The organism is Sphingobium xenophagum, assembly GCF_031457465.1.
Taxonomy (GTDB): domain Bacteria; phylum Pseudomonadota; class Alphaproteobacteria; order Sphingomonadales; family Sphingomonadaceae; genus Sphingobium; species Sphingobium xenophagum_A.
Window position 1 is genome coordinate 166,030 of record NZ_JAVDWV010000009.1, and the last position, 21,368, is coordinate 187,397.

23 protein-coding genes and 2 tRNA genes are annotated in these 21,368 nt (G+C 61.5%); 12 read left to right on the forward strand and 13 right to left on the reverse strand.

What is annotated here, in order from left to right:
* Positions 1–93 precede the first annotated feature (93 nt).
* Complete coding sequence (mtgA, locus tag J2W40_RS11290) at positions 94–792, forward strand: monofunctional biosynthetic peptidoglycan transglycosylase (RefSeq protein WP_310224752.1); 699 nt, start codon at positions 94–96, stop codon at positions 790–792.
* A 196-nt stretch (positions 793–988) separates the two neighbouring features.
* On the opposite strand, the gene J2W40_RS11295 is transcribed toward mtgA, so the two are convergent.
* The 6 genes from J2W40_RS11295 to J2W40_RS11320 all read right to left on the reverse strand — a co-directional run bounded on the left by J2W40_RS11295 (position 989) and on the right by J2W40_RS11320 (position 8,961).
* A complete protein-coding gene (locus tag J2W40_RS11295) occupies positions 989–3,565 on the reverse strand; it encodes a TonB-dependent receptor (protein WP_310224754.1) in 2,577 nt (858 codons plus the stop codon).
* Positions 3,566–3,929: 364 nt separating this feature from the next.
* Positions 3,930–5,198, reverse strand: coding sequence for an ATP-dependent Clp protease ATP-binding subunit ClpX (clpX, locus tag J2W40_RS11300; protein WP_310224756.1), 1,269 nt, complete (start codon positions 5,196–5,198; stop codon positions 3,930–3,932).
* A 139-nt stretch (positions 5,199–5,337) separates the two neighbouring features.
* The gene (locus tag J2W40_RS11305; protein ID WP_310224758.1) at positions 5,338–5,973 is read right to left on the reverse strand and encodes an ATP-dependent Clp protease proteolytic subunit; all 636 of its coding nucleotides are present in this window, start codon (positions 5,971–5,973) and stop codon (positions 5,338–5,340) included.
* Positions 5,974–6,062: 89 nt separating this feature from the next.
* Positions 6,063–7,052: a glycosyltransferase family 2 protein gene (locus J2W40_RS11310; protein WP_310224760.1), complete on the reverse strand. Its 990-nt coding sequence runs from the start codon at positions 7,050–7,052 to the stop codon at positions 6,063–6,065.
* A 139-nt stretch (positions 7,053–7,191) separates the two neighbouring features.
* Positions 7,192–8,808, reverse strand: a complete 1,617-nt coding sequence (gene tig, locus J2W40_RS11315; protein WP_310224762.1) for a trigger factor — start codon at positions 8,806–8,808, stop codon at positions 7,192–7,194.
* A gap of 68 nt (positions 8,809–8,876) precedes the next feature.
* Positions 8,877–8,961, reverse strand: a tRNA-Leu gene (locus J2W40_RS11320).
* Between the two features lie 129 nt (positions 8,962–9,090).
* Here J2W40_RS11320 and J2W40_RS11325 point away from each other — a divergent pair.
* The 3 genes from J2W40_RS11325 (at position 9,091) to J2W40_RS11335 (ending at position 11,031) form a co-directional block, all read left to right on the forward strand.
* Complete coding sequence (locus J2W40_RS11325; protein WP_310224764.1) at positions 9,091–9,282, forward strand: hypothetical protein; 192 nt, start codon at positions 9,091–9,093, stop codon at positions 9,280–9,282.
* A gap of 197 nt (positions 9,283–9,479) precedes the next feature.
* Entirely contained in the window at positions 9,480–10,079 is a 600-nt protein-coding gene (locus J2W40_RS11330) for an RNA polymerase sigma factor (RefSeq protein WP_310224766.1), read from the forward strand.
* Entirely contained in the window at positions 10,003–11,031 is a 1,029-nt protein-coding gene (locus J2W40_RS11335) for a FecR family protein (protein WP_310224768.1), read from the forward strand. The genes J2W40_RS11330 and J2W40_RS11335 overlap by 77 nt, the downstream gene beginning before the upstream one ends.
* A gap of 21 nt (positions 11,032–11,052) precedes the next feature.
* Here J2W40_RS11335 and J2W40_RS11340 read toward each other — a convergent pair whose 3' ends face one another.
* Positions 11,053–11,754, reverse strand: a complete 702-nt coding sequence (locus J2W40_RS11340) for an NAD-dependent deacylase (RefSeq protein WP_310224770.1) — start codon at positions 11,752–11,754, stop codon at positions 11,053–11,055.
* Positions 11,755–12,084: 330 nt separating this feature from the next.
* Between J2W40_RS11340 and J2W40_RS11345 the strand changes: the two genes are divergently transcribed.
* Complete coding sequence (locus J2W40_RS11345) at positions 12,085–12,375, forward strand: GIY-YIG nuclease family protein (protein WP_310224773.1); 291 nt, start codon at positions 12,085–12,087, stop codon at positions 12,373–12,375.
* A gap of 127 nt (positions 12,376–12,502) precedes the next feature.
* On the opposite strand, the gene J2W40_RS11350 is transcribed toward J2W40_RS11345, so the two are convergent.
* Both J2W40_RS11350 and J2W40_RS11355 read right to left on the reverse strand, forming a co-directional pair.
* Positions 12,503–13,156, reverse strand: coding sequence for an MOSC domain-containing protein (locus J2W40_RS11350; protein ID WP_310224775.1), 654 nt, complete (start codon positions 13,154–13,156; stop codon positions 12,503–12,505).
* A 58-nt stretch (positions 13,157–13,214) separates the two neighbouring features.
* Positions 13,215–13,433 carry a hypervirulence associated TUDOR domain-containing protein gene (locus tag J2W40_RS11355; protein WP_037473443.1) on the reverse strand — a complete coding sequence of 73 codons (219 nt, stop codon included), beginning with the start codon at positions 13,431–13,433 and terminating at the stop codon, positions 13,215–13,217.
* Positions 13,434–13,559: 126 nt separating this feature from the next.
* Here J2W40_RS11355 and J2W40_RS11360 point away from each other — a divergent pair, with 126 nt between their 5' ends.
* The 4 genes from J2W40_RS11360 to J2W40_RS11375 all read left to right on the forward strand — a co-directional run bounded on the left by J2W40_RS11360 (position 13,560) and on the right by J2W40_RS11375 (position 17,028).
* The gene (locus J2W40_RS11360) at positions 13,560–14,738 is read left to right on the forward strand and encodes a glycosyltransferase family 4 protein (protein ID WP_310224778.1); all 1,179 of its coding nucleotides are present in this window, start codon (positions 13,560–13,562) and stop codon (positions 14,736–14,738) included.
* A 28-nt stretch (positions 14,739–14,766) separates the two neighbouring features.
* Positions 14,767–16,071 (forward strand): replication-associated recombination protein A, encoded by a 1,305-nt coding sequence (locus J2W40_RS11365; protein WP_310224780.1) that lies wholly within the window; start codon positions 14,767–14,769, stop codon positions 16,069–16,071.
* Complete coding sequence (locus J2W40_RS11370; RefSeq protein WP_310224782.1) at positions 16,068–16,925, forward strand: hypothetical protein; 858 nt, start codon at positions 16,068–16,070, stop codon at positions 16,923–16,925. The genes J2W40_RS11365 and J2W40_RS11370 overlap by 4 nt, the downstream gene beginning before the upstream one ends.
* A 28-nt stretch (positions 16,926–16,953) precedes the next feature.
* A tRNA-Thr gene (locus J2W40_RS11375) sits at positions 16,954–17,028 on the forward strand.
* A gap of 487 nt (positions 17,029–17,515) precedes the next feature.
* Here the strand turns inward: J2W40_RS11375 and J2W40_RS11380 are convergent.
* Positions 17,516–17,956 (reverse strand): cupin domain-containing protein, encoded by a 441-nt coding sequence (locus J2W40_RS11380; protein WP_310224784.1) that lies wholly within the window; start codon positions 17,954–17,956, stop codon positions 17,516–17,518.
* A gap of 121 nt (positions 17,957–18,077) precedes the next feature.
* Between J2W40_RS11380 and J2W40_RS11385 the strand changes: the two genes are divergently transcribed.
* Entirely contained in the window at positions 18,078–18,380 is a 303-nt protein-coding gene (locus J2W40_RS11385; RefSeq protein ID WP_310224786.1) for a glycine zipper 2TM domain-containing protein, read from the forward strand.
* A gap of 57 nt (positions 18,381–18,437) precedes the next feature.
* On the opposite strand, the gene J2W40_RS11390 is transcribed toward J2W40_RS11385, so the two are convergent.
* Positions 18,438–18,719, reverse strand: coding sequence for a hypothetical protein (locus tag J2W40_RS11390; protein WP_310224847.1), 282 nt, complete (start codon positions 18,717–18,719; stop codon positions 18,438–18,440).
* Between the two features lie 151 nt (positions 18,720–18,870).
* Positions 18,871–19,278, reverse strand: coding sequence for an EVE domain-containing protein (locus J2W40_RS11395; RefSeq protein WP_310224788.1), 408 nt, complete (start codon positions 19,276–19,278; stop codon positions 18,871–18,873).
* A gap of 103 nt (positions 19,279–19,381) precedes the next feature.
* On the opposite strand from J2W40_RS11395, the gene J2W40_RS11400 reads away from it, so the two are divergent.
* A complete protein-coding gene (locus J2W40_RS11400) occupies positions 19,382–20,329 on the forward strand; it encodes an isopenicillin N synthase family dioxygenase (RefSeq protein ID WP_310224790.1) in 948 nt (315 codons plus the stop codon).
* Here J2W40_RS11400 and J2W40_RS11405 read toward each other — a convergent pair whose 3' ends face one another.
* Entirely contained in the window at positions 20,330–20,713 is a 384-nt protein-coding gene (locus tag J2W40_RS11405) for a dihydroneopterin aldolase (RefSeq protein WP_310224791.1), read from the reverse strand.
* Between the two features lie 110 nt (positions 20,714–20,823).
* Between J2W40_RS11405 and J2W40_RS11410 the strand changes: the two genes are divergently transcribed.
* The gene (locus J2W40_RS11410; protein WP_310224793.1) at positions 20,824–21,360 is read left to right on the forward strand and encodes a GNAT family N-acetyltransferase; all 537 of its coding nucleotides are present in this window, start codon (positions 20,824–20,826) and stop codon (positions 21,358–21,360) included.
* Positions 21,361–21,368: the final 8 nt, after the last annotated feature.

Sequence of the window (21,368 nt, forward strand, 5' to 3'; positions counted from 1 at the left end):
TCGCGACAGTTACGAGGCTCCGGCGTTTTGCGCCGGGGCCTTTTTTGTGCGCGCGGGTTGAGCGGCGTGGCGGGAGTGCGTTACGTTCCTGCCATGACCGCAAAATCCCTCCGCTCTCCCAAACGGCGTTCGCGCTGGATCGTCCTTCCTTTCAAGATCATTCTCGGCTTCGTCGTCCTGTCGCTGATGATGGTGGTCGTCTATCGGTTCGTGCCGCCGCCTGTCACGCTTACCATGCTGCTTGATCCCAATGGCATCACCAAGGACTGGATGCCGCTGGACGAGATGGACCCCGACATGGCACGGGCGGCGATCGCGGCGGAGGATGGCAAATTCTGTTCCCACCATGGGTTCGATGTCGATGCCATCACCAAGGCCGCCTTGAACAATGCCAGCGGCGGGCGCATCCGGGGCGGATCGACGATCAGCCAGCAGACGGCAAAGAATGTGTTCCTGTGGCAGGGCGGCGGATTTGTGCGCAAGGGGCTGGAGGCCTGGTTCACGGTGCTGATCGAAGCGGTGTGGGGCAAGCACCGGATCATGGAAGTCTATCTGAACGTCGCGGAAACCGGCATCGGCACCTATGGTGCGCAGGCGGGCGCGATCCGCTATTTCAACCATGGCGCGGCCCAGTTGACGCGCGCCGAAGCCGCGCGCATCGCCGCCGTCCTTCCCCTGCCCAAGAAGCGCGCCGCCGTTGCGCCATCGGGCTTTACCCGCCGCTACGGTAACACGATCGCCGCGCGGATCGGCGTGGTGCAGCGGGATGGGCTGGATAGCTGTTTGCGGTGACGCCTCCTCTTAACTTCGCACATTTCCCGCAGATTTCGACATAAAGTTGTGCGCGGCTGATCCTATCGGCAAGTGCGGCCTAATGGGTGATATCCTTTAATAGGCGGGCGTAGCCAAGTAGGACAGCGCGATTGCAGGCATAGAAAAAGGGCGGGGATTGCTCCCCGCCCTTTTCTGTTTCTGGTGTCGTTCGCGCTTAGAAGCCGACGATCAGCGAGGCGCTGATCGCGCGCGGTGAGCCGAAGTTCACGAAGGCTGACGAAGAGCTGGCGAGCGTGTCCAGACCACCGCTGAACGAGCCGACATAGAATTTGTCGAACAGGTTGCTGACGTTGAGCTGAATCGCGCCCTTCTCCATGCCGAGGCTCGCGAGAGAGTAGCGGATATCGAGGTCTACGACAGTGTAGGCACCAAATTTCGCACCCGGAGCGATCAGCTTGGTAACGCCCGTGCTGGTCGTCGCGGTCTGCACGTTGCCGTTGATGTCGTTCATGAAGCGCGAGCTGGTCTTCTTGGCCTGAACGCCCATGGTGAAATCGCCCAGATTGCCCTGGAGGCGGCCACCGTACAGATATTTCGGCGCACTGCGTTCACGCTTACCTGCTGTACGCAGAAAGTTGACGCCATCCTGCGTGTAGCAAAGGCCAGCGAGCTGAATGTCACTGTCGAGAGCGCAGCTGGCCGTGACGGTGTCATTCTGGATTTCCGACTTGATGTAGGAACCGAACAGGTAGGCGGTGATTTCGTTGATCGGGCTATAGGAAATGCTGCTGTCGATGCCATATTTCTTGACCGGACCCAGGTTGGTGTCGGTGCCGTTGCCGTCAATGTCATAGGCGGTGACGAGACGGTTCTTGTACTTCGAATACCAGCCGGTGATCGCAGCCTGCACCTTCGACGAATTGTAGCGGATGCTGGCGTCGAAGCTGTCCGAGGTTTCGGCGACGCGGTAGGCCGAGTCGCTGTCCGCCGGGAAGACGAAGGCATTGTAGAGCGCGTCGGTGCTAGGCACCGAGATATTCTTGGCATAGCTGCCCGCGATGCTGATTTCCGGCGTGATCTTGAAGGTCGCGCCGATGTTCGGCAGAAACTTGTCGTACTTCAGCTTGCGTTCCTGCGGCAGAGCGGAACCCGTCGCGCGACCGGTGGTCGCGTTATAGCTGTAGGGATGGGTGGCAATATAGGCAGCCAGCTGATCTTCCGGCACGCAGTTTACGAAGCCACCCGAGCTGGTGGTGAAGCAATTCTGGTCAAGCTCACGCTTGAAGAATGGCATGCGCGCGCCGATCAGGACGGTCAGGCTGTCCTCGAAAAACTGTCCGCGATATTCACCGGCGATCTGGTTGAGTTCGGCGATCGACTTGCGGTCACGCTTTTGCAGCACATTGCCAGCCGCATCAGCGATCGGATCGTTGATCGGGAACACGTCAAAAGGCGTGCCGCCCTGATCCAGGAAGCCCGCAGCGCCAGTCTGGCGGTGGCGCGCACGATCATAGGAGTAGGACAGGCGAACGCGGTGCGCATCGCTGATCTCGTAAGCGAGGTTGGCGATGCCGACCCAGCGGCGTGTGTTGGTCTGGCTGGGCTGCAACACGGTTACGCGACCAAGGACGCCGTCGCCGTTCAGATCCCGACCGAAGTAGAAGCTGCCATTATAGTTGCCGGTCCCGGAAAAACCGGTCGCATCGGTAAAGAGCGTTTCGTTGGCGCTGGTGGTGCCGCCGCCGTTGGCCTTCACCCACTGATAGGCACCATCGACCGAGAAGATCAGGCGATCCGTCAGCGTGAACTTCGAGTTCAGGCGAACGTTGCCGGTGTTGGACGGGTTGAAGCGACGTTCGAATTCGGTACCGCAAGTGTTCGGCGTGCTGGTTGCGCTGACATTGCACGGATAGCCGCCACCAGTTGCGGCGCTGCCGATATTGTAGAAGCGACCCGACTTGTCACCGGTGATGGCGTTGGCGCGCAGCGGCGAACCACCGAAATTGTTACGGTTCTGGTTATAGTGGCCCGACAGCGCGATGAAATCGCCATTGTCACCAATGTCCTGCCAGATTTTGGCGTTGTATTGCTGCTTGTACACCTTGCCATAGTTGGCGAAGGCCGCGTCGTTCTTGAGGCGCGAAGCCGAGAACCATGCCTTGGTGCCATGGCCGGTCAGGTCGCCGGTGTTCACGACGCCGAACATGCGGAAATAAGGGCGATCGCCCGCGCCGTCCGCGAGGATGTTGCCGTAGCTGACGCTGGCCAACACGCCATATTCGTCGCTCGGTTCCATCGTCTGGATGTTGACGGTGCCGCCGACGGCCGCTGCCGTGGGACTATCGACGTCGGTCGAACCCAGGTTGACGTTGACGTTCTGGATCAGTTCGGCATCAACCTGCTGGTTGGTGTAGATCGCGTAGTTGCCCGAGTCATTGAGCGGGATACCGTCGAATGTCTGCGAAATACGATCCGAGCTGAAGCCGCGGATGGTGAAGCTGCCGCCCGACGAACCCCAGGGATCGTTGTTGGTGAAGCTGACGCCCGGCACCAGGTTGATGATTTCGTTGATGGTCTGGCCGGGACGCTGCGCCTGGATGATTTCCTGACCCAGCACAACCTTCGCCTTTGGCGAGTCAGGGATCTTGACGCCGCCGACGCCTTGATCAATTCGTGCGCCGGTAACAATGATGGAGCCTTCAAAATCATTCGAGCCGGTCGACTGCGCGAAGGCGGTGCCGGGAATGGCGACGGCGATGATCGCGGCGCTGCCCATTAGAAACTGTTTCATTTGACCCTTTTCCCTTTTTCAAAGGTGGCGCGTGGGCGCCTGTGCTGTGCTGTTCTCTCAAGCCGGGACCGCATTTGGCGGTTACTGGCGACGGCCCTGTGATGCTCTGATTGCAAATTTGTTACAATGCAGCATCACGACTGTCACATTCCTCCACCACCCCGCGCCGTTGCGCTTGGGGACGCCTCGCCTCTGGCCACAAATCATTGCATTTTAGTGACTTACCGACCGCACGAGGCGTTAGTTGCCCATTGGTGCAATTTTGCAACGCAATAGGATTTTTTGTGCGTCGCACCCGTTGGGCATGAAAAGGGGTCGACGATCGCGCGCCGGCCCCTTGCAGGATCAAATGGAATCGAGAGCGTCAGGCCGCGTCTTCGGCGCGCTTCTGCTTTTCGCTGAATACCCGAACCGGCTCTTTCTTGCCCGCGACGACATCCTTGTCGACCACCACTTCGCCGACACCCTGCATCGAGGGGAGATCGAACATGGTGTCGAGCAGGATCGATTCGAGGATGGAGCGAAGGCCGCGCGCGCCGGTCTTGCGTTCGATCGCGCGCTTGGCGATCGCGGTCAGCGCGTCGTCGGTGAAGCTGAGATCCACATTCTCCATGTCGAACAGCTTGCCATATTGCTTGACCAGCGCGTTCTTCGGCTCGACCAGAATCTTCACCAGCGCGGAGACGTCCAGATCTTCCAGCGTCGCGATGACAGGCAGACGACCGACAAATTCCGGGATGAGGCCGAACTTCAGCAGATCTTCCGGTTCGCTCGAACGCAGCAGTTCGCCGGTCTTGCGCTCTTCGGGCGCGGCGACATAGGCGCCGAAGCCGATCGACTTGGCTTCCAGACGGTCGCCAATGATCTTTTCCAGACCCGCAAAGGCCCCGCCGCAGATGAACAGGATGTTGGTCGTATCGACCTGCAGAAACTCCTGCTGCGGATGCTTGCGCCCTCCCTGCGGTGGCACCGACGCGGTGGTGCCTTCCATCAGCTTGAGCAGCGCCTGCTGCACGCCCTCCCCCGATACGTCGCGGGTGATGGACGGGTTTTCGGCCTTGCGGCTGATCTTGTCGATTTCGTCGATATAGACGATGCCGCGCTGCGCCTTTTCGACATTATAGTCGGACGCCTGGAGCAGCTTGAGGATGATATTCTCGACATCCTCGCCGACATAGCCCGCTTCGGTCAGCGTCGTGGCATCCGCCATGGTGAAGGGCACGTCGAACGTCTTGGCCAGCGTCTGCGCGAGCAAGGTCTTGCCGCAGCCGGTGGGGCCGACGAGCAGGATGTTGGACTTGGCCAGCTCAACCTCGCCCGGCTTGCTGCCATGATTGAGGCGCTTATAATGGTTATGGACCGCGACGGAGAGAACGCGCTTCGCCCGGTTCTGGCCAATCACATAATCGTCCAGCACATCGCAGATTTCCTGCGGGGTCGGCACACCGCCATCCTTCCGCCCGACGAGACCGCCCTTGGTCTCCTCGCGAATGATGTCGTTGCACAGTTCCACGCATTCGTCGCAGATGAACACGGTCGGCCCCGCGATCAGCTTCCGCACCTCATGCTGCGATTTGCCGCAGAAGGAGCAGTAAAGCGTGCTTTTTGAATCGGAGCCGGTAAGCTTAGTCATTCGCCATTCTTTCTTCCCTGCCGCTTTGACGACCTACCTGATCGCATCGGCGAGGGATATTCTGGTCCAAAGGCCATCCTAGACCGTGGCGCGCCGGTTCCACAAGGGGAGAAGTGGCGCGCCGCGGCAAAGTCAGCCATCAACTATCCGACGGATCGGCCAGGGAAGGCCGCTGATCGAACACTTCATCGACGAGACCGAAGGCCTTCGCCTCGTCCGCTTCGAGGAAGGTGTCGCGATCCATCGCCTTTTCGACTTCCGCCAGCGGACGGCCGGTATATTTGGCATAAAGATCGTTCAGGCGACGGCGGATACGCAGGATTTCCTTGGCCTGGATCTCGATATCGCTGGCCATGCCCTGCGCGCCGCCGGACGGCTGATGCACCATGATGCGCGCGTTCGACAGCGCAATCCGCTTGCCCGGTTCGCCCGCAGCCAGCAGGAAGCTGCCCATCGAGGCGGCCTGGCCGATGCAGACGGTGCCGACCTGAGGCCGGATATATTTCATCGTGTCGTGGATCGCCATGCCGGACGTCACCACGCCGCCAGGCGAGTTGATATACATCCAGATGTCCTTCTTCGGATTTTCCGATTCGAGGAACAGCAACTGGGCTACGATCAGCGAGGCCATATGATCTTCGACCTGGCCCGTCACGAAGATGATCCGTTCGCGCAACAGGCGCGAGAAAATGTCGAAGCTGCGCTCGCCACGGTTCGACTGTTCGATAACGATGGGGACCAGCGCGGCCATGGGGTTGGTCATGATATCGGTCATTATGCTCTTTCAGTCATCTGCTTCTGCCCGGCCCTACATCGTCACAAAAGGCGGCAGGTTCAAGGGGGAACAGGTGCAGCGGGATCGGGCTAGTCGCGCGCGGCGTAATCGGACGGCGCGCGGTGGGCAAGATAGGCCAGACGACGCACCTCGCGGCGGCCCCGCACGACGGTATCGAGGATCAGGCCGCACATGGCCGAGAGGGTAGAGAGGATCACCAGCCCGGTCACCAAAATGGCGGTCGGAAAGCGTGGTACGAGGCCCGTTTCCATATAGGTGACGATCAGGGGCGCGGCGAGGCCGAGCGCCAGCAGCGCCAGGAAAGCGGCGATGATGCCGAAGAACAGCACCGGCCGCTCGATGCGATAGAGGGTGATGATGGTGCGCAGGATGCGGAAGCCATCGCGATAGGTGCTGAGCTTGCTGACCGAGCCTTCGGGTCGCGCGCCATAGGCGGTGATGACTTCGGACACCGGCATGGCGAGTTCGAGCGCGTGGACGCTGATCTCGGTTTCGATCTCGAATCCGGCGGATAGCACCGGGAAGCTTTTGACGAAGCGGCGCGAAAAGACGCGATAGCCTGACAATATGTCGGTGAAGCTGCGGCCGAACAGTTGCTTGAGTAACCCGGTCAGCGCCCAGTTGCCGAGGCGATGGCCAGGGCGATAGGCTTCTTCCGCCTCGCTCTTGCGACAGCCGACGACCATGTCGAGATTGTCGGCGAGCATGGCGGCCACCATCGCCGGGGCAGCGGCGGCTTCGTAGGTCGCGTCGCCATCGGCCATGATGTAGATGTCGGCATCGACGTCGGCGAACATGCGGCGCACGACATGGCCCTTGCCCTGTTGCGACACGCGGCGGACGATGGCGCCTGCTTCGGCAGCGAGATCGCGGCTGCCGTCGCTGCTATTATTGTCGAAGACGTAGATGATGGCCTGCGGAAGCGCGCGGCGGAAGTCGGCAACGGTCTGCACGATGGCCCCGGCCTCATTATAGCAGGGCAGGATGACCGCGATGCGCGGCGATCCGGCGGCAGTATCGCTGGCGAGAGCCATATCCACGGGCGGAAATTCCTTCATCGTCAGCCTATCCTCTGGTCGTCCGCGCGCCAAGACATGGACCGGCAGGGTTAATATTTCCTCTGCCATAGCGGGCCAGACATGAAAAGCGCCCGTGCTTCACGAGGAAGCCGGGCGCTCTTTTCATCGGGCAAGGACCTTATTCAGCCTTGGCAGCGGCCTTTTTGGCAGGCGCCTTCTTCTTGGGTGCGGCCTCGGCGGCGGGTGCCTCCTCGGTTGCAACCGCATCCTCGGCGACGTCCTTCTTGGCGGCAGCCTTTTTCGGCGCGGCCTTCTTGGGCGCGGCTTCTTCAGCGGCAGGCGCTTCGTCGGCTACCGGGGCGTCTTCCGCCTCGGCCTTCTTCTTGGGCGCGGCCTTCTTGGCCTTAGGCTTTTCGTCATGGTCATGACCGCAATCGGGGCCATGGACGTGCGGCTTGAGGTCGCCGTCCTCGGCTTCGATCGCCGCTTCCAGCTCTTCCTTGGTCACGGTGCGTTCGGTGACTTCGGCCTTGTCGAACAGATAGTCGACGACCTTGTCCTCATAGAGCGGGGCGCGCAGCTGGGCGGCGGCCATCGCATCCTGGCGGACATATTGCACGAACCGCTCGCGATCCTGCGGGCTGTACTGCTGCGCCGCCTGCTCGATAAGACGCCGCATTTCATGTTCCAAGACGGTCACGCCATTGGCCTGGCCGATTTCCGAGAGCAAGAGGCCAAGGCGGACGCGACGCACGGCGATGGCGCGATAGTCTTCCTTCTCGGCTTCCATTTCGGCGAGCGCAGCGGCCGGGTCTTCTTCATGACCGGCTTCATGCTGAAGCTGCGCCCAGATCTGCTCGAACTCGGCTTCCACCATGCTCGGCGGAACGTCGAAGTCGTGCGAGGCGGCGAGCTGATCAAGCAGCTTGCGCTTCATGTGGGTGCGGGTCAGGCCGTTATGCTCCTGCTCGATCTGCCCCTTGAGCAGGTCGTTCAGTTGCTCCAGACCTTCCAGGCCCAGCGACTTGGCAAAATCATCGTCCAGCTTGGGCTTGTTGCCATCCAGGATCGACTTGACGGTGACGTCGAAGGTCGCCGCCTTGCCGGCCAGATGCTCCGCGCCATAATCTTCGGGGAAAGTGACCTCGATGGTCTTTTCTTCACCCTTCTTCACGCCGGTCAACTGTTCCTCGAAACCGGGAATGAACTGGCCAGCGCCGATCTTGAGGCGGATATCTTCGGCCGAGCCGCCTTCAAAGACTTCGCCATCGACCTTGCCGACGAAATCAATGACCAGCGTATCGCCATCCTGCGCGACATGATCGTCGGCATGTTCTTCCAGCGCACCCTGCTGCGTGGCGATGCGACCGGCCGATTCCGCGACCTGCTCGTCGCTCACGGGAACGATCAGGCGCTCAAGCTTGAGGCCATCGACGCTGGGCGCGGCGATTTCAGGCAGCACTTCCAGCGCAACCTTGATCTCGGCATCCTTGCCGAACTCGAAACCCTCGTCCAGTTCGACCGAAGGCTGCATCGCGGGGCGCAGCTTCTGGTCGGCGATCAGCTTTTGGATGCTTTCCTGGATGCTGTTGTTGAGCGCGTCGCGCTGCAAAGCCTCGCCGTGCATCTTCTTGACCAGGTTGGCAGGCACCTTGCCGGGACGGAAGCCAGGCATCCGCACCTGCGGGGCCATAGCCTTCACTTCCTTTTCCACTCGCGCGTCGATATCCTTCGACGTGATGGTTACGGTGTAGGCGCGCTTAAGGCCCTCGTTCAACGTCTCGACAGTCTGCATCTCTTCTCTCAAACGCTTTCTTCAGCTGAATTTCGGTGGCGCCTGCGATGGGCCGGGGCCTGGCGCACTGGTGCGGGCGAAGGGACTCGAACCCCCACATCTTGCGATACCAGAACCTAAATCTGGCGCGTCTACCAATTTCGCCACGCCCGCATCGGTCGCCGGTCGGCGCGGCATAGAGAAAAGCGTGAGAAGAGGCAAGGGATAGTGGAACGAACCGGGGAACCACGTCGGCGCGCCATGCGTAGCCTACCCACCAACCTATATAGGAGTGCCGCAGTCATGGCTACCCAGCCCGATCCCAATCCCGACGGCCTGCCCCCACCGGACATCATCGAACCCCAGTCGCCCGATGAGATGCCCCCGCCCGCGACTCCGGTCGAATTGCCGATGACCGAGCCGGACGAAATCGTGCCTGTCGGCCCGGATTACGACCAGCCGGACCGCGCTCCAGCAGAATTCCCGCCGGACTGAGTAACGAACCGTGCGGTAAAAACCACATATCCACAATTTTCTTACTCAAAGATGGAACTTTTTGGTCGATCGCAAAAATATCGTCGCCGCGCCGCTGGACAGCCCCCTGCAAGCATGATTGAATTGTGAAAGATAAAAGAATGCGGGATAAAAAAAGACATCGGGAGAGGCGCGGCTGACAAAAAAAGGGGGTCGACGTGCATAAGGTTCGCGCCAAGCTGGACTGGTTTAAAACCGTGATATTGCCGCAGGAGGCCGCGCTACGCGGCCGCCTTCGCCGCATCCTTCCATCCACCCACGAGTTGGATGACATGTGCGCGGAAGTCATGGCCAGAGCCTATGCCACCGAAAATTGGGAAAATGTGACGACAGGCCGCGCCTATCTGTTCACCATCGCTCGCAACCTCGTCATCGACACGGCGCGACGCAACAAGATCGTCAGCTTTGAAACCATCGCGGACCTGGAATTGCTGGGCGGCGACAACAGCATAGAAGCCCAGCTTCATGCTCGTGAAGCGCTGAGGCAGGTCGAAACCATCGTCGAATCGCTGCCAACCCAATGTCGCCGTGTCTTCATTCTCCGCCGCATCCATGAAAAATCCATGATTGAAATAGCGGAGGACATGTCTCTATCCGTCTCAACTGTTGAAAAACATCTAGCCAAAGCAATCGCAATAGTTATGCGGGCCTGGGCGGAACGTGAGGAAACGGATTTCGAGCGTGCAGGCTTCGGGGCCAACTTCAAGCAGCGGTCCCAGGGACGCGACAGAAGCGGAAGCCGCGCGCCTGCTGGCTAAGCTCAATAGTGATCCGACACCGCAGGAAGAAGCGGATATTTGCGACTGGGTCGAAGCCGACCCCCGCCACGCGGTCGCCTTTGCCAGAGCCGAAGCCGCCTGGGAGGCCGCAGAACGGCTCAAGAGCGCTGCGGCCGACGTCACCCTCCCCTCGCTGCCGGAGATCGTCAGCGAAGAGCATCAGCGCCGCCTGTCGCGCAACATCATGATCGCCGCCGCCGTCGCGGTTCTGCTGTTCATCGTCGCCGCGATCGTCACCGTGCGGACATTCAGCGGGGTGGATCATTATGAAACGGGCCTGGGCGAAATTCGCGATGTGACGCTCGAAGACGGCTCCATCCTCCATCTTAACAGCGACAGTGAGGCCGAAGTTCGCTTCACCGACCATGGCCGCAAGGTTCGCATCGTCAAGGGCGAAGCGGCGTTCGACGTAGCCCCCGACAGCGAGCGCCCTTTTGACGTCGAGGTGCGATCAGCGCTGATCCGCGCGGTGGGAACCACCTTCAACGTACGGATGCGTCCGGCGCTGGTTGAACTTACCGTCACCAAGGGCACGGTCGCGGTTCATTGCGGGCATGATTCCGAGCGGCGGGTCAGCGCGGGCAATGGCGCGGTGATCCAGCCAAGAAGCATCGCGCTCACGAGCTTGGGCGACAAGATTGTCAGCCAGCGGGTCGCCTGGCGCGATCAGATGCTGTTGCTGGACGGCGAAACCATCGAGCAGGCGACCGGAGAGTTCAACCGCTATCGCAAGGCGCCCATATTGATCGGGGACACCCGCGTATCCGCCTTGCGGATCGACGGTCGCTTCCACATTGGCGACAGCCGCAAATTTCTCGCCACGCTGCAACTCCATTATCCGGTGCGCGCGGTGCAGGGCGAAGACGGATCGGTCATGCTGCTCTATCGCGATAAGGAGCCAGAGCAGGCCCTTGCCAACGCGGCGTTGTAACCGCCTTTTGCGCGGTTTTCGCTATTCCAGCAGGTCGCGGACGAGATGGGGCACCAATAGGCTGGCTGGTCCCAGCCGTGTTTCGTCGAAATAGTCGCTGCCCGCCGAAGGATCGAGATTGAGTTCCAATGTCCGGGCACCGGCATGGCGCGCGGTCTGGACAAAACCCGCGGCGGGATAGACCGCGCCCGATGTGCCGATCGACACGAACAGGCCGGCGCGGCGCAAGGCTTCGTCTATCACATCCATCTGATAGGGCATTTCGCCGAAAAAGACGATGTCAGGGCGCAAGCGGGGCTGCCCGCATGCGGCGCAGACCGTCCCCGGCGGCAAGGCTTGCGTCCACGGCACCGCTTTGCCGCAGGCCGCACAGAGCGCCGATTGCAATTCGCCATGCATGTGGATCAGCCGTTTCGCCCCGGCGCGCTCGTGCAGATCATCGACATTCTGCGTCACGATCAGCAATTCGCCGGGCCAGGCCGCATCCAGCGCGGCCAGCGCGTCATGCGCCGGATTGGGGGAAACCGTTGCCAGGGTTGCGCGGCGCTCGTCATAGAAGCGATGGACCAACACGGGATTGCGCGCCAGTGCCTCCGGGGTGCAGACATCCTCGACGCGATGTCCTTCCCACATGCCATCCGGCCCGCGAAAGGTGGCGAGGCCGCTCTCGGCGGAAATGCCCGCGCCGGTGAGGATGACGATGGTCTGGATGTCGGCTTTCATGGCATGACTATAGCGGAAATTGCTGGGACGAGAATGGGTGGGGAGTGGAATTTCAGTCGCCGCCCATACGCCTGCAAAAGCGGGTACATATCCTAGCCGTCATGCCAGCGCAGGCTGGCATCTCAGGCGGAGGCGTGGAACAGTCGGGCTTGGCACTTGCCGCAACGCCTTCGCGCCATCTCCTGAGACCCCAGCTTTCGCTGGGGTGACGATAAGGGGTGGGTGGAGGAGGATCAGATTAGCAGGCGCCAATGCCGTAGAACGGACTTAAAATCCACCGTCACCCCAGCGAAGGCTGGGGTCTCAGGCGGCGACGCGCTAGGGTAGGACATGGCGCGAGGCGGCTACACATATATCATGACCAACAAACCGAGGGGCGTTCTCTATATCGGCGTCACAGCCGACATCGCTGCGCGCGCCGAACAGCATCGAAACGGCACCGGCTCCGCCTTTTGCAAGAGATACGGGCTGACCCGGCTTGTTCTGGTCGAGCCACATGATGACATCACGCTCGCCATTGCTCGCGAGAAGGCTCTCAAAGCCTGGAAGCGCGAATGGAAAATCCGGCTTGTGGAAGAAGGCAATCCAGATTGGCGTGATATGACAGACGTCATCCTCTGACGCCTGAGACCCCAGCCTTCGCTGGGGTGACGATGGGAAGAATGGCCGCTTCCAAGCGATGGCACTGCATAGTCTAAAGGCAAAGTGGGGCGAGCGACCGTCTATCTCCAAGCCAATGACATTCGCGTTACGCCGCCAAGTGCCACGCCCGGTCCCGCCATGCTTCCGCCAGCACGGGCATGTCGGCCAGTTGCGCCACCGCGTCGCGGTCTGCCTTGTGTCCGCCGCCGATGAGCAGGCGAAACACCCTTGCGATGGGCCAGTCCGGCAAGGGGCGGTCGAGCAAGGCCATCCGCTCGCCTGCCTGCGCCTCGCCCTCGCGGATCACGCGGAAATATAGGCCGCAACAGCCGGTCTTGACGATGGTGGCCATGATGTCGCGCGCACCGAAACGATGGTCGAGCTTCCAGCAGGGTTGGCGACCATGGCTGACCTCCACAATCGCGCTGCCCAAAGTGAAGCGATCCCCTAAGCAGATCGTCTCTTCGGTCATGCCGCGCGCGGCGATATTCTCGCCAAAGGCGCCGGGCGCGTCCAGCAGCGGATGGCCGGGCTTGCGGTCGCGCCACCAGGCATAATGGTCCTGCGGGTAGAGATGGATCGCCTTGTCCCAGCCGCCATGATGGATGGGGTCGGCGACCTGATCGCCCTCCAGGCCGCCCCAGCCGATCCGCACCGGGCCGGTCACGGCTGTCTTGGCAATAGCGCTATAGTCAGACCCGCGAAAGGGGGCCGGTTTGCCGACGAGCAGGGCATCGACTGTCATGAAGGGCGTATCCATGGCAGGATGATGCCATGGCAGCGCCCGGCTGACGAGGGCCGATCCGCGAAAGGTGGTGTCAGGCCGGGCTGATTTCCGAGCGCAGCTTGAGGACTTCGCCGCCATTGTCGGAATGGATAAGGAAGGCAGGATCGTTGGGCGATCCATTGCGGCGGATCAGCGATCCTTCGATCGTGCGTTCGACATGGCGGTCGAACCGCTCGGTAATGTGACCCCGGCCGACGCCCTGCCCCCAGTTCCACTTGACCCGCTTTCCCTTGCGAAATGTCTCGGTCATCAGGGCATCCTCTTCCTGTCGGGCGCATGCTGCGCCAGCCGGTTTACATGACAAGCGAAGGTCAAAATTCCCAAGGGCTTAAGCGGTTCCCTTGGGTTTTACATTCTCTTGCGCTAAGGGGGCGCGATGGATGTTTCCGGCCTTCGCGTTGCCCTGTTCAGCGGCAATTATAATTATGTCCGCGATGGTGCGAACCAGGCGCTCAACCGTTTCGTGGGCTATCTGTTGCGGCAGGGCGCGGCAGTGCGGGTCTATTCGCCGACCACCGACACGCCTGCGTTCGAGCCTGCGGGCGACCTGGTCAGCACCCCTTCCTTTCCAGTACCGGGGCGCAAGGAATATCGCGTACCCCACCGCATGTCCGCGCAGGTTCGCCGCGATCTCAAGGCGTTCCAGCCCAATCTTATCCATCTTTCCAGCCCCGATCCGCTCAACCATCGGGCGCTTAGCTGGGCGCGGGATCATGGCCTGCCGGCGGTCGCATCGGTGCATACCCGGTTTGAAACCTATCCGCGCTATTATGGCCTCGCCTTTTTGGAGCCGTTGATCGAATCGATGCTGCGGCGTTTCTATCGCCGCTGCGATGCGATCGTCGCGCCGTCCGATTCGATGGCGCAATTGTTGCGCGAACAGCGGATGAGCTATGATGTCGGCATCTGGACGCGGGGCATTGATCGCGACATCTTCAATCCCGGCCGTCGCAGCCTGGAATGGCGGCAATCGGTCGGCATAGAAGATGACGCGCCGGTGATCGGCTTTATCGGGCGGCTGGTGATGGAAAAGGGGCTGGACGTCTTTTCCGACGCGATCGACCAGTTGGCGGCGCGACAGGTGCGGCATCAGGTGTTGATCGTGGGCGAAGGCCCGGCGCGCGAATGGTTCCAGAACCGGCTGCCGAACGCCGTCTTTACCGGCTTTCAGGGCGGACCGGATCTGGGGCGCGCGGTTGCGAGCATGGACATGTTGTTCAACCCCTCCGTCACTGAAACCTTTGGCAATGTGACGCTGGAGGCGATGGCCTGTGGCTTGCCCACCGTCGCGGCGCGGGCGACGGGTAGTGAAAGCCTGGTGACGGAAGGCGTTACGGGGCGGCTGATCCGCCCTGGTGCGATCGGGGATTTTGCCGATGCCTTGCAACATTATTGCGACGATGGTGCCGCGCGCGCCCGCGCCGGTGAAGCCGCGCGGATGCGCGCGGAGCGCAATGGCTGGGATCAGGTCAACCAAGCGCTGGTCGACACCTATCTGCGCGTGATCCGCCAGCGGGCGCAGGGCATGGTGCTGCGATCCAGCCCCGTTCCCTGAGCGCCCTGCCCTCCCTATATAGCCGTCCATGGCTGACCTGTTCGCTTCCGACGATGCTGCGCGTGATAGTGCGCCCCTGGCCGACCAGTTGCGGCCGCGCACATTGGCGGAAGTGGTCGGGCAAGAGCATCTGACGGCGGCGGACGGCGCGATCGGGCGGATGGTGGCAGCTGGGCGACTGTCCTCGATCATCCTGTGGGGACCGCCGGGCACGGGCAAAACGACGATCGCGCGCCTGCTGGCCGATGCCGTGGCCATGCGGTTCGAGCCGATTTCGGCGGTATTTTCAGGCGTGGCGGACCTCAAGAAGGTCTTTGCCGCCGCCAAGGATCATGCGCGGCAGGGTGCCAAGACTTTGCTGTTCGTGGACGAGATCCACCGGTTCAATCGCGCTCAACAGGATAGCTTCCTGCCTTTTGTCGAGGATGGCACGGTGACGCTGGTCGGCGCGACGACGGAAAATCCCAGTTTCGAACTGAACGCGGCCCTTCTGTCGCGGGCGCAGGTTTTGATCCTGCGGCGGTTGGATGCCGTTGCGCTCGAACAATTGCTCGATCGGGCGGAGGCTTTGACGCAGCGGCCCTTGCCGCTCACCGCCGCCGCGCGCGACGCGCTGCTCGCCAGCGCCGATGGCGACGGGCGCTTCCTGCTCAACCAGGTCGAGACGCTCTATGCGATCGATCTGCCCGAAGCGCTCGATCCGGCGGGGCTTTCCGCGCTGCTCCACCGCCGTATGGCGGTCTATGACAAGGATCGGGAGGGGCATTATAATCTCATATCCGCCCTGCATAAGTCGCTGCGCGGGTCGGACCCGCAGGCCGCGCTCTATTATATGGCGCGGATGCTGACGGCGGGCGAACAGCCGCTCTATGTGCTGCGCCGCCTGGTGCGCTTTGCGACCGAGGATATCGGCCTCGCCGACCCGCAGGCGGTGGTCCAGTGCCTGGCCGCCAAGGACGCCTATGAATTTCTGGGCAGTCCCGAAGGCGAATTGGCGATCGTGCAGGCCTGCCTCTATTGCGCGACCGCGCCCAAATCCAATGCCACCTATGCCGCGATGAAGGCGTCGTTCAAATCGGCGCGCGACACCGGATCGCTGATGCCGCCGATGAACATCGTCAACGCGCCTACCAAGCTGATGAAACAGGTCGGCTATGGCAAGGGCTATCAATATGACCATGATACGGCGGAGGGCTTTTCCGGCGCGAATTACTGGCCGGAAGAAATGACCCCACAGACCTTCTACGCCCCAACCGATCGCGGTTTCGAGGCGCGGATTGCCGAGCGGATCGCGCACTGGAACCGGCTGCGCGCCGAGCGGCAAGAGGGATGACGCCGCGCTTCGAGCGCTTCGTTGCCATCGACTGGTCGGGCGCGAAGGGGGTGCGGCACAAGGGCATTGCGGTGGCGGTTTGTGATGCGGGCGATGCCGCGCCGCGTCTGGTGGAACCCGCCGGGCGTATCTGGTCACGCCAAGCAGTGGCGGAGTGGCTGATCGAGTCGTGTGCGCGCGCGCCGACGCTGTTCGGCTTCGATTTCAGCTTCGCGCCACCCTATGTCGCGCGCGGCGGCTATCTGCCCGGCGATCCGGTGCCGCAGGATGCGCCGTCCTTCTGGGCTTATGTCGAATCGGTTTGCGATGACGTGGATCTGGGTGCCGCGAGCCTGTTGGAGGTCGCCCATCGCCGCCATTTCTATTTCGGCAAGGCGGACGGGACGAAGGCGGATTATATGCACAACCGCGCCTGCGAAGCCCATTATAATGCGGGCGGCGGCGGCAAGCCGTCCACCGTCTATGACGCGATCGGCGCGGCGCAGGTCGCCAAGGCCAGTTTTGCGGGTATGCGGCTGCTGCACCATCTGCACCCGCATGTGCCGATATGGCCGTTCGATCCCCTGCCCGCCACCGGTTCGCTGATCGTCGAAATCTACACCAGCATTGCCGCCCGCGCGGCGGGGCGGCCCAAGGGGCGGAGCAAGATGCGCGATCTGGACGCGATCAACGCGGCGTTGGCGGTGCTGGGGTCTGCGCCCTATGCCGAATCGCTGCCAGATGACCATGGCGCGGATGCCATCGTCACGGCCGCCTGGATGCGACGGGCGGCCATGGAGCCGTCGCTCTGGTCGCCCGCGCCCCTGACGCCACATATCGCTGCAACAGAGGGCTGGACGTTCGGCGTCATCTGATAGTAAGGGCGTTCGGCCCGATGGGCGCGCCGGATTAGCACAGGGGTAGTGCAGCGGTTTTGTAAACCGAAGGTCGCGGGTTCAAATCCTGCATCCGGCACCATTTTACGCCCGATCAGACCCCGAACAAAAATGGGGACCGGCATTGCTGCCGATCCCCACGTCCGTCGGGTCAAGCGATCCGCGTCCCTGGCAGGATGCGATCATCGGCCCGGCGTTTGCGATCCGACCGCCTTCCCAAAGAAAGACTGCCGCATCGGGTGCTTCGGGGTGAGCCAAGGGCTGCTTTCCCGTCGCTGGTCGTACCTGTCCCGATGCCCGACGTTCACTTTCGCGCGTACCCGGCAGCGGCCCTGACGACCGATCCGGCTATTGGCTACGCCCTTGCGGGTTTGGCCTATCGCCGAACCATCGGTCACATATGTAAAGCCTTGATTAATCAAGGTTTTTGAAATGGATCGCTCCGTTTCCACATGCTCCGATAGAGAGATGGTCTCACCTCTTCCGAGTCGTTCCAAATGAAATCGGACAGAATCATGACGGTGCGCCACGCAAATCTGTGGATAACTGTGGATAAGCTTTCCGCGCCCCTATGGCGGCGGTGCCCAGCTTGGCGGGGCCAGCGTGAAACCGTCGAAATCGAAGGCCGGAGTCACCGTGCAGCTGACCAGCGTCCAGCCGCCTTGGGGTGCTGCCGCCTGCCAGTGATGCGCGGGCACCCTGCCCTGCGGCCTCTGCCCCGTCATGATGTCTGGGCCGAGGGGAATCGTCTGCGCTGGTTCGCCTTCTGCCGCGACGGAGAGCGATAAGGGCGCTCCAGCGTGCCAGAACCAAAGCTCGTCTGCGTCCACCTTGTGCCAATGCGAGGATTGCTGGGCCTCCAACAGGAACAGGATCGCTGTTCCCGCCGCCCGTTCACCTGCTTTCGCGGCAGCGCGCCATGTTTCGCGATACCAGCCACCTTCGGGATGGGGCGTGAGATCAAGCGCGGCAATCAATGCCCGCCCATCCTGTTCGTCGTCCGCGCGCATCAGCTCACCTCAACTTTTATGGATTTTAATACAATCGCTTATGTCGTTGTCGAACGTTAATGCAACCTCGATCAATATGGAGGGGTTGAAGCATCAAGTCACGCAAATGGAGGAGAATTTCATGCGTAAAGCAATAATGGCCCTGGCGGCCGTCTCGATGGCCATCCCGATGTCGATGGCGATCCCGATCGAAGGCGCAGAAGCGCGCAAGAATCATCGCTACAAGGAATGGCGCGGTCGCGACGGCCGGACCTATTGCCGTAAATCCAACGGCACGACCGGCCTGATCGTAGGCGGCGTCGGTGGTGCCTTGGTGGGCCGTGCCATCGACACACGCGGCGAACGCACGACAGGCACATTGCTAGGTGCCGCTGGCGGCGCGCTGCTCGGCAAGGAAATCGACAGCAAGCGGACCTGCCGCTGACACAAAAAGGGCGGCGTCCCGTCGGACGCCGCCCTTTTTATTCGACGGATCGAAAGATCAGTTCGACGCGGCGCCGCGCGCTTCGTCAACCTTGAAAGCGACATTCTGGCCGCCCGACACACCCGAAACCTTACCGTTCTTGACGGACAGATTGAAGGCTACGGCATCGGGAAAACGACGACCGGAAATCAACTTGCCGGTTTTCGTATCCTTCACTTCATACACATAGGTATAACCTTCGTGCGTGAAGCGCTGCTTACCGGCTTCTTCAGCCTGGGCAGGGGCAGCGATGGCAACAAAAGCGCTCAGGGCGCTGACGGCAACAAACTTGGACAGCATTCGCATGGGTTTTCTCCTTGTGAATGCCGATCAAACACCTCTGTATATTCTTGTTCTGTTGAGGCGCTTCTATGTTGCAGCGCGGCATGGCGACAATCGCAAAAGACGCCTGTGCGGTTGCGCGGAACGCAACCTGAACAGATGTTAGCGCTTAATCCTTTGACATTGCGACAATATGTTCGAACTGCTGCTGGGTGAGCGGCGACACCGACAGGCGGGATTGGCGTAACATCACCATGTCAGCCAATGCTGGATCGGCTTTCATGGCCTTGAGCGTCACCGGGCGATCCAGCTTTTGATGCGGCGCGACATGCACCGCGATCCATTTGCCGCTATCGTCGGTGCTGTCGGGCGCGGCTTCTTCGACGATCGTCATGATGCCGACCGCTTCCACCCCGATATTGCTGTGATAGAAGAAGGCGAGGTCACCCTTGCGCATCGCCTTCATATGCCCCTGCGCCGCATGATTGCGCACGCCGTCCCATTCCGCCTTTCCCTTGGCGACCAGGTCGTCATAGGAAAAGACGTCGGGTTCCGATTTCATCAGCCAATAGTTCATTCTGCCTCCTTGCATCAGCGTCGCTGGCCGATCAAGGATGGCGTCATATGTTGCCGCGCCACCATGAAGGGGCGCGCGCTCAGGATTTTTTGGAGATAATGACGTGTCGCAGACGATGATCGACCAAGTCCCGGTCCTGTCCATGGCAGAATTGGACAAAGCCGATTTTGCCCAGGCGTTCGGCCGGTCCTTCCAGCAGTTCGGTTTCGCGATGGTGCGCGATCATGGGATGGACCAGCAGTTGATCGACGCGGGATGGGCGATGGCGCGGGAATTCTTCGCCCTGCCAGAAGCGGTCAAGCGCCTTTATGACGCCAAGAATAATGGCGGGCAGCGCGGCTATACTGCCTTCGGCACGGAAATCGCCAAGGGCGCGCGCGAGAATGACCTCAAGGAATTCTGGCATGTCGGCCGTGATCTGCCCGCAGGCGATCCGCTCGCGCAAACCATGCCGCCCAATGTCTGGCCGGACGACATGCCGGAATTTCAGGCGGTGTTCGCCCCTCTCTATCGCGAGTTCGATCGGGTAGGCGCCGAATTGCTGTCGGCGATCGCGCTGTATCTGGACTTGCCCGAACGCTGGTTCGACGGGCCGATCGACAAGGGCAATTCGATCCTGCGCCTGCTCCATTATCCCCCCGTATCGCCGCAGGCTCCGGGCATTCGCGCGGGCGCGCATGAGGATATCAACCTCATCACCCTGCTATTGGGTGCAGAGGAAGGCGGGCTGGAGTTGAAGGATCGCAATGGCAACTGGTTGCCGGTGGTGCCGCCGCCCGGCGCGCTGGCGATCAATGTCGGCGACATGCTGCAACGGCTGACCAATCATCTGCTGCCTTCGACCAGCCATCGCGTCGTCAATCCGCCGCCGGAGCGGCGCGGCCATTCGCGCTATTCGATGCCCTTCTTCCTGCATCTGCGCCCCGATTTCCTGATCGACGCACTGCCGCAATGCGTCAGCGCCGAGAATCCGCGCCGTGATCCGCCGATCACCGCGCATGATTATCTGACCGAGCGGTTGATCGAGATCGGGCTAATCAAGAAGGCGTGATTACTTCCGCCCGCGTCCGAGCGTGATGCCGATTTCCTCGCCACGCTCGGACAGGGCGAGCTTGACGATCTTCACCTCGACATGGCTGACCATCGCATCCTGCATGAATATGGTGTCGATGATATGGTCGGCCACCGCCTCGATCAGCGTGAAATGCACGCCTTCGGGCAGCGCGGTGGACGCGGCATGTTTGAGGTCCATGTAATTTTTGGACTGGCTTAGCGGCGTATCGGGCGCATAATGATCGGCGATCTTCAGCCGCGCGCGGATGGAAATGCGCAACGGCTGGGGGAGATGCGTCTCCTCCGAATAGATGCCGGTCAGTATGTCGACATGGAGATCATTGACCTCCAACGTCAGAAAATCGTCAAATCCAGTCTGCATGGTCCGCCATATGCAGCCCGTTGCTGCTGTTGCGACGGGCCTCTTTAGTCTTTCATTTTGCGACGCGAGCGCTAAAGCCCGCCGCTTCCGGCGCGGTCCATGCGCCATTGATGGCGGATCGGCAAGACGTGTCTCAGATTGTTCCCTTGAATAGTCAGCCTGTCATGGCGATCGAGGCGCTGCTGGACGCCGCCTTCGGGCCGGATCGCCACGGCCGCACCGCCTACCGTATCAGGGATGGGATGCCCTGGCTGCCCGACTTGTCCGTTGCCACGCTGGACGCTGACGGGGCGCTGATCGGATCGCTGCAAAGCTGGCCCGTCGCGCTGACGCAGGCGGATGGCACGCAGATGCCGCTCATCATGATTGGCCCGGTCGCGGTCGAGCCGGCCCATCAGAAGGGGGGCCATGGCCGCGCGATGATGGACGCCGTGGTCGATGCCGCCCGCGCGCGGCGCAGTGAGCCGCTGATGATGATCGGTGACCCGGAATATTATGGCCGCTTCTGGGGCTTCGACGCGCAAGGCACCGGCGGCTGGGACGCACCCGGCCCGTTCGAGCCGCGCCGCCTGCTGGCTTTGTCGGTCGATGGTCGTGCCGTGGGCGGTATCGGGATGCTCGGCCCCAGAATCGCGGTCGCGGCCTGATTACCCCT

Coding starts and splice junctions, on each gene's coding strand:
- J2W40_RS11310 (WP_310224760.1), bottom strand. CDS start 7,052: ATGAAGGAATTTCCGCCCGTGGATATGGCTCTCGCCAGCGATACTGCC.
- tig (WP_310224762.1), bottom strand. CDS start 8,808: ATGCAGACTGTCGAGACGTTGAACGAGGGCCTTAAGCGCGCCTACACC.
- J2W40_RS11350 (WP_310224775.1), bottom strand. CDS start 13,156: ATGGATACGCCCTTCATGACAGTCGATGCCCTGCTCGTCGGCAAACCG.
- J2W40_RS11305 (WP_310224758.1), bottom strand. CDS start 5,973: ATGACCGATATCATGACCAACCCCATGGCCGCGCTGGTCCCCATCGTT.
- J2W40_RS11390 (WP_310224847.1), bottom strand. CDS start 18,719: ATGCTGTCCAAGTTTGTTGCCGTCAGCGCCCTGAGCGCTTTTGTTGCC.
- mtgA (WP_310224752.1), top strand. CDS start 94: ATGACCGCAAAATCCCTCCGCTCTCCCAAACGGCGTTCGCGCTGGATC.
- J2W40_RS11385 (WP_310224786.1), top strand. CDS start 18,078: ATGCGTAAAGCAATAATGGCCCTGGCGGCCGTCTCGATGGCCATCCCG.
- J2W40_RS11340 (WP_310224770.1), bottom strand. CDS start 11,754: ATGAAAGCCGACATCCAGACCATCGTCATCCTCACCGGCGCGGGCATT.
- J2W40_RS11360 (WP_310224778.1), top strand. CDS start 13,560: ATGGATGTTTCCGGCCTTCGCGTTGCCCTGTTCAGCGGCAATTATAAT.
- J2W40_RS11345 (WP_310224773.1), top strand. CDS start 12,085: ATGGCGCGAGGCGGCTACACATATATCATGACCAACAAACCGAGGGGC.
- J2W40_RS11395 (WP_310224788.1), bottom strand. CDS start 19,278: ATGAACTATTGGCTGATGAAATCGGAACCCGACGTCTTTTCCTATGAC.
- J2W40_RS11295 (WP_310224754.1), bottom strand. CDS start 3,565: ATGAAACAGTTTCTAATGGGCAGCGCCGCGATCATCGCCGTCGCCATT.
- J2W40_RS11325 (WP_310224764.1), top strand. CDS start 9,091: ATGGCTACCCAGCCCGATCCCAATCCCGACGGCCTGCCCCCACCGGAC.
- J2W40_RS11355 (WP_037473443.1), bottom strand. CDS start 13,433: ATGACCGAGACATTTCGCAAGGGAAAGCGGGTCAAGTGGAACTGGGGG.
- clpX (WP_310224756.1), bottom strand. CDS start 5,198: ATGACTAAGCTTACCGGCTCCGATTCAAAAAGCACGCTTTACTGCTCC.
- J2W40_RS11370 (WP_310224782.1), top strand. CDS start 16,068: ATGACGCCGCGCTTCGAGCGCTTCGTTGCCATCGACTGGTCGGGCGCG.
- J2W40_RS11365 (WP_310224780.1), top strand. CDS start 14,767: ATGGCTGACCTGTTCGCTTCCGACGATGCTGCGCGTGATAGTGCGCCC.
- J2W40_RS11380 (WP_310224784.1), bottom strand. CDS start 17,956: ATGCGCGCGGACGACGAACAGGATGGGCGGGCATTGATTGCCGCGCTT.
- J2W40_RS11410 (WP_310224793.1), top strand. CDS start 20,824: ATGGCGGATCGGCAAGACGTGTCTCAGATTGTTCCCTTGAATAGTCAG.
- J2W40_RS11405 (WP_310224791.1), bottom strand. CDS start 20,713: ATGCAGACTGGATTTGACGATTTTCTGACGTTGGAGGTCAATGATCTC.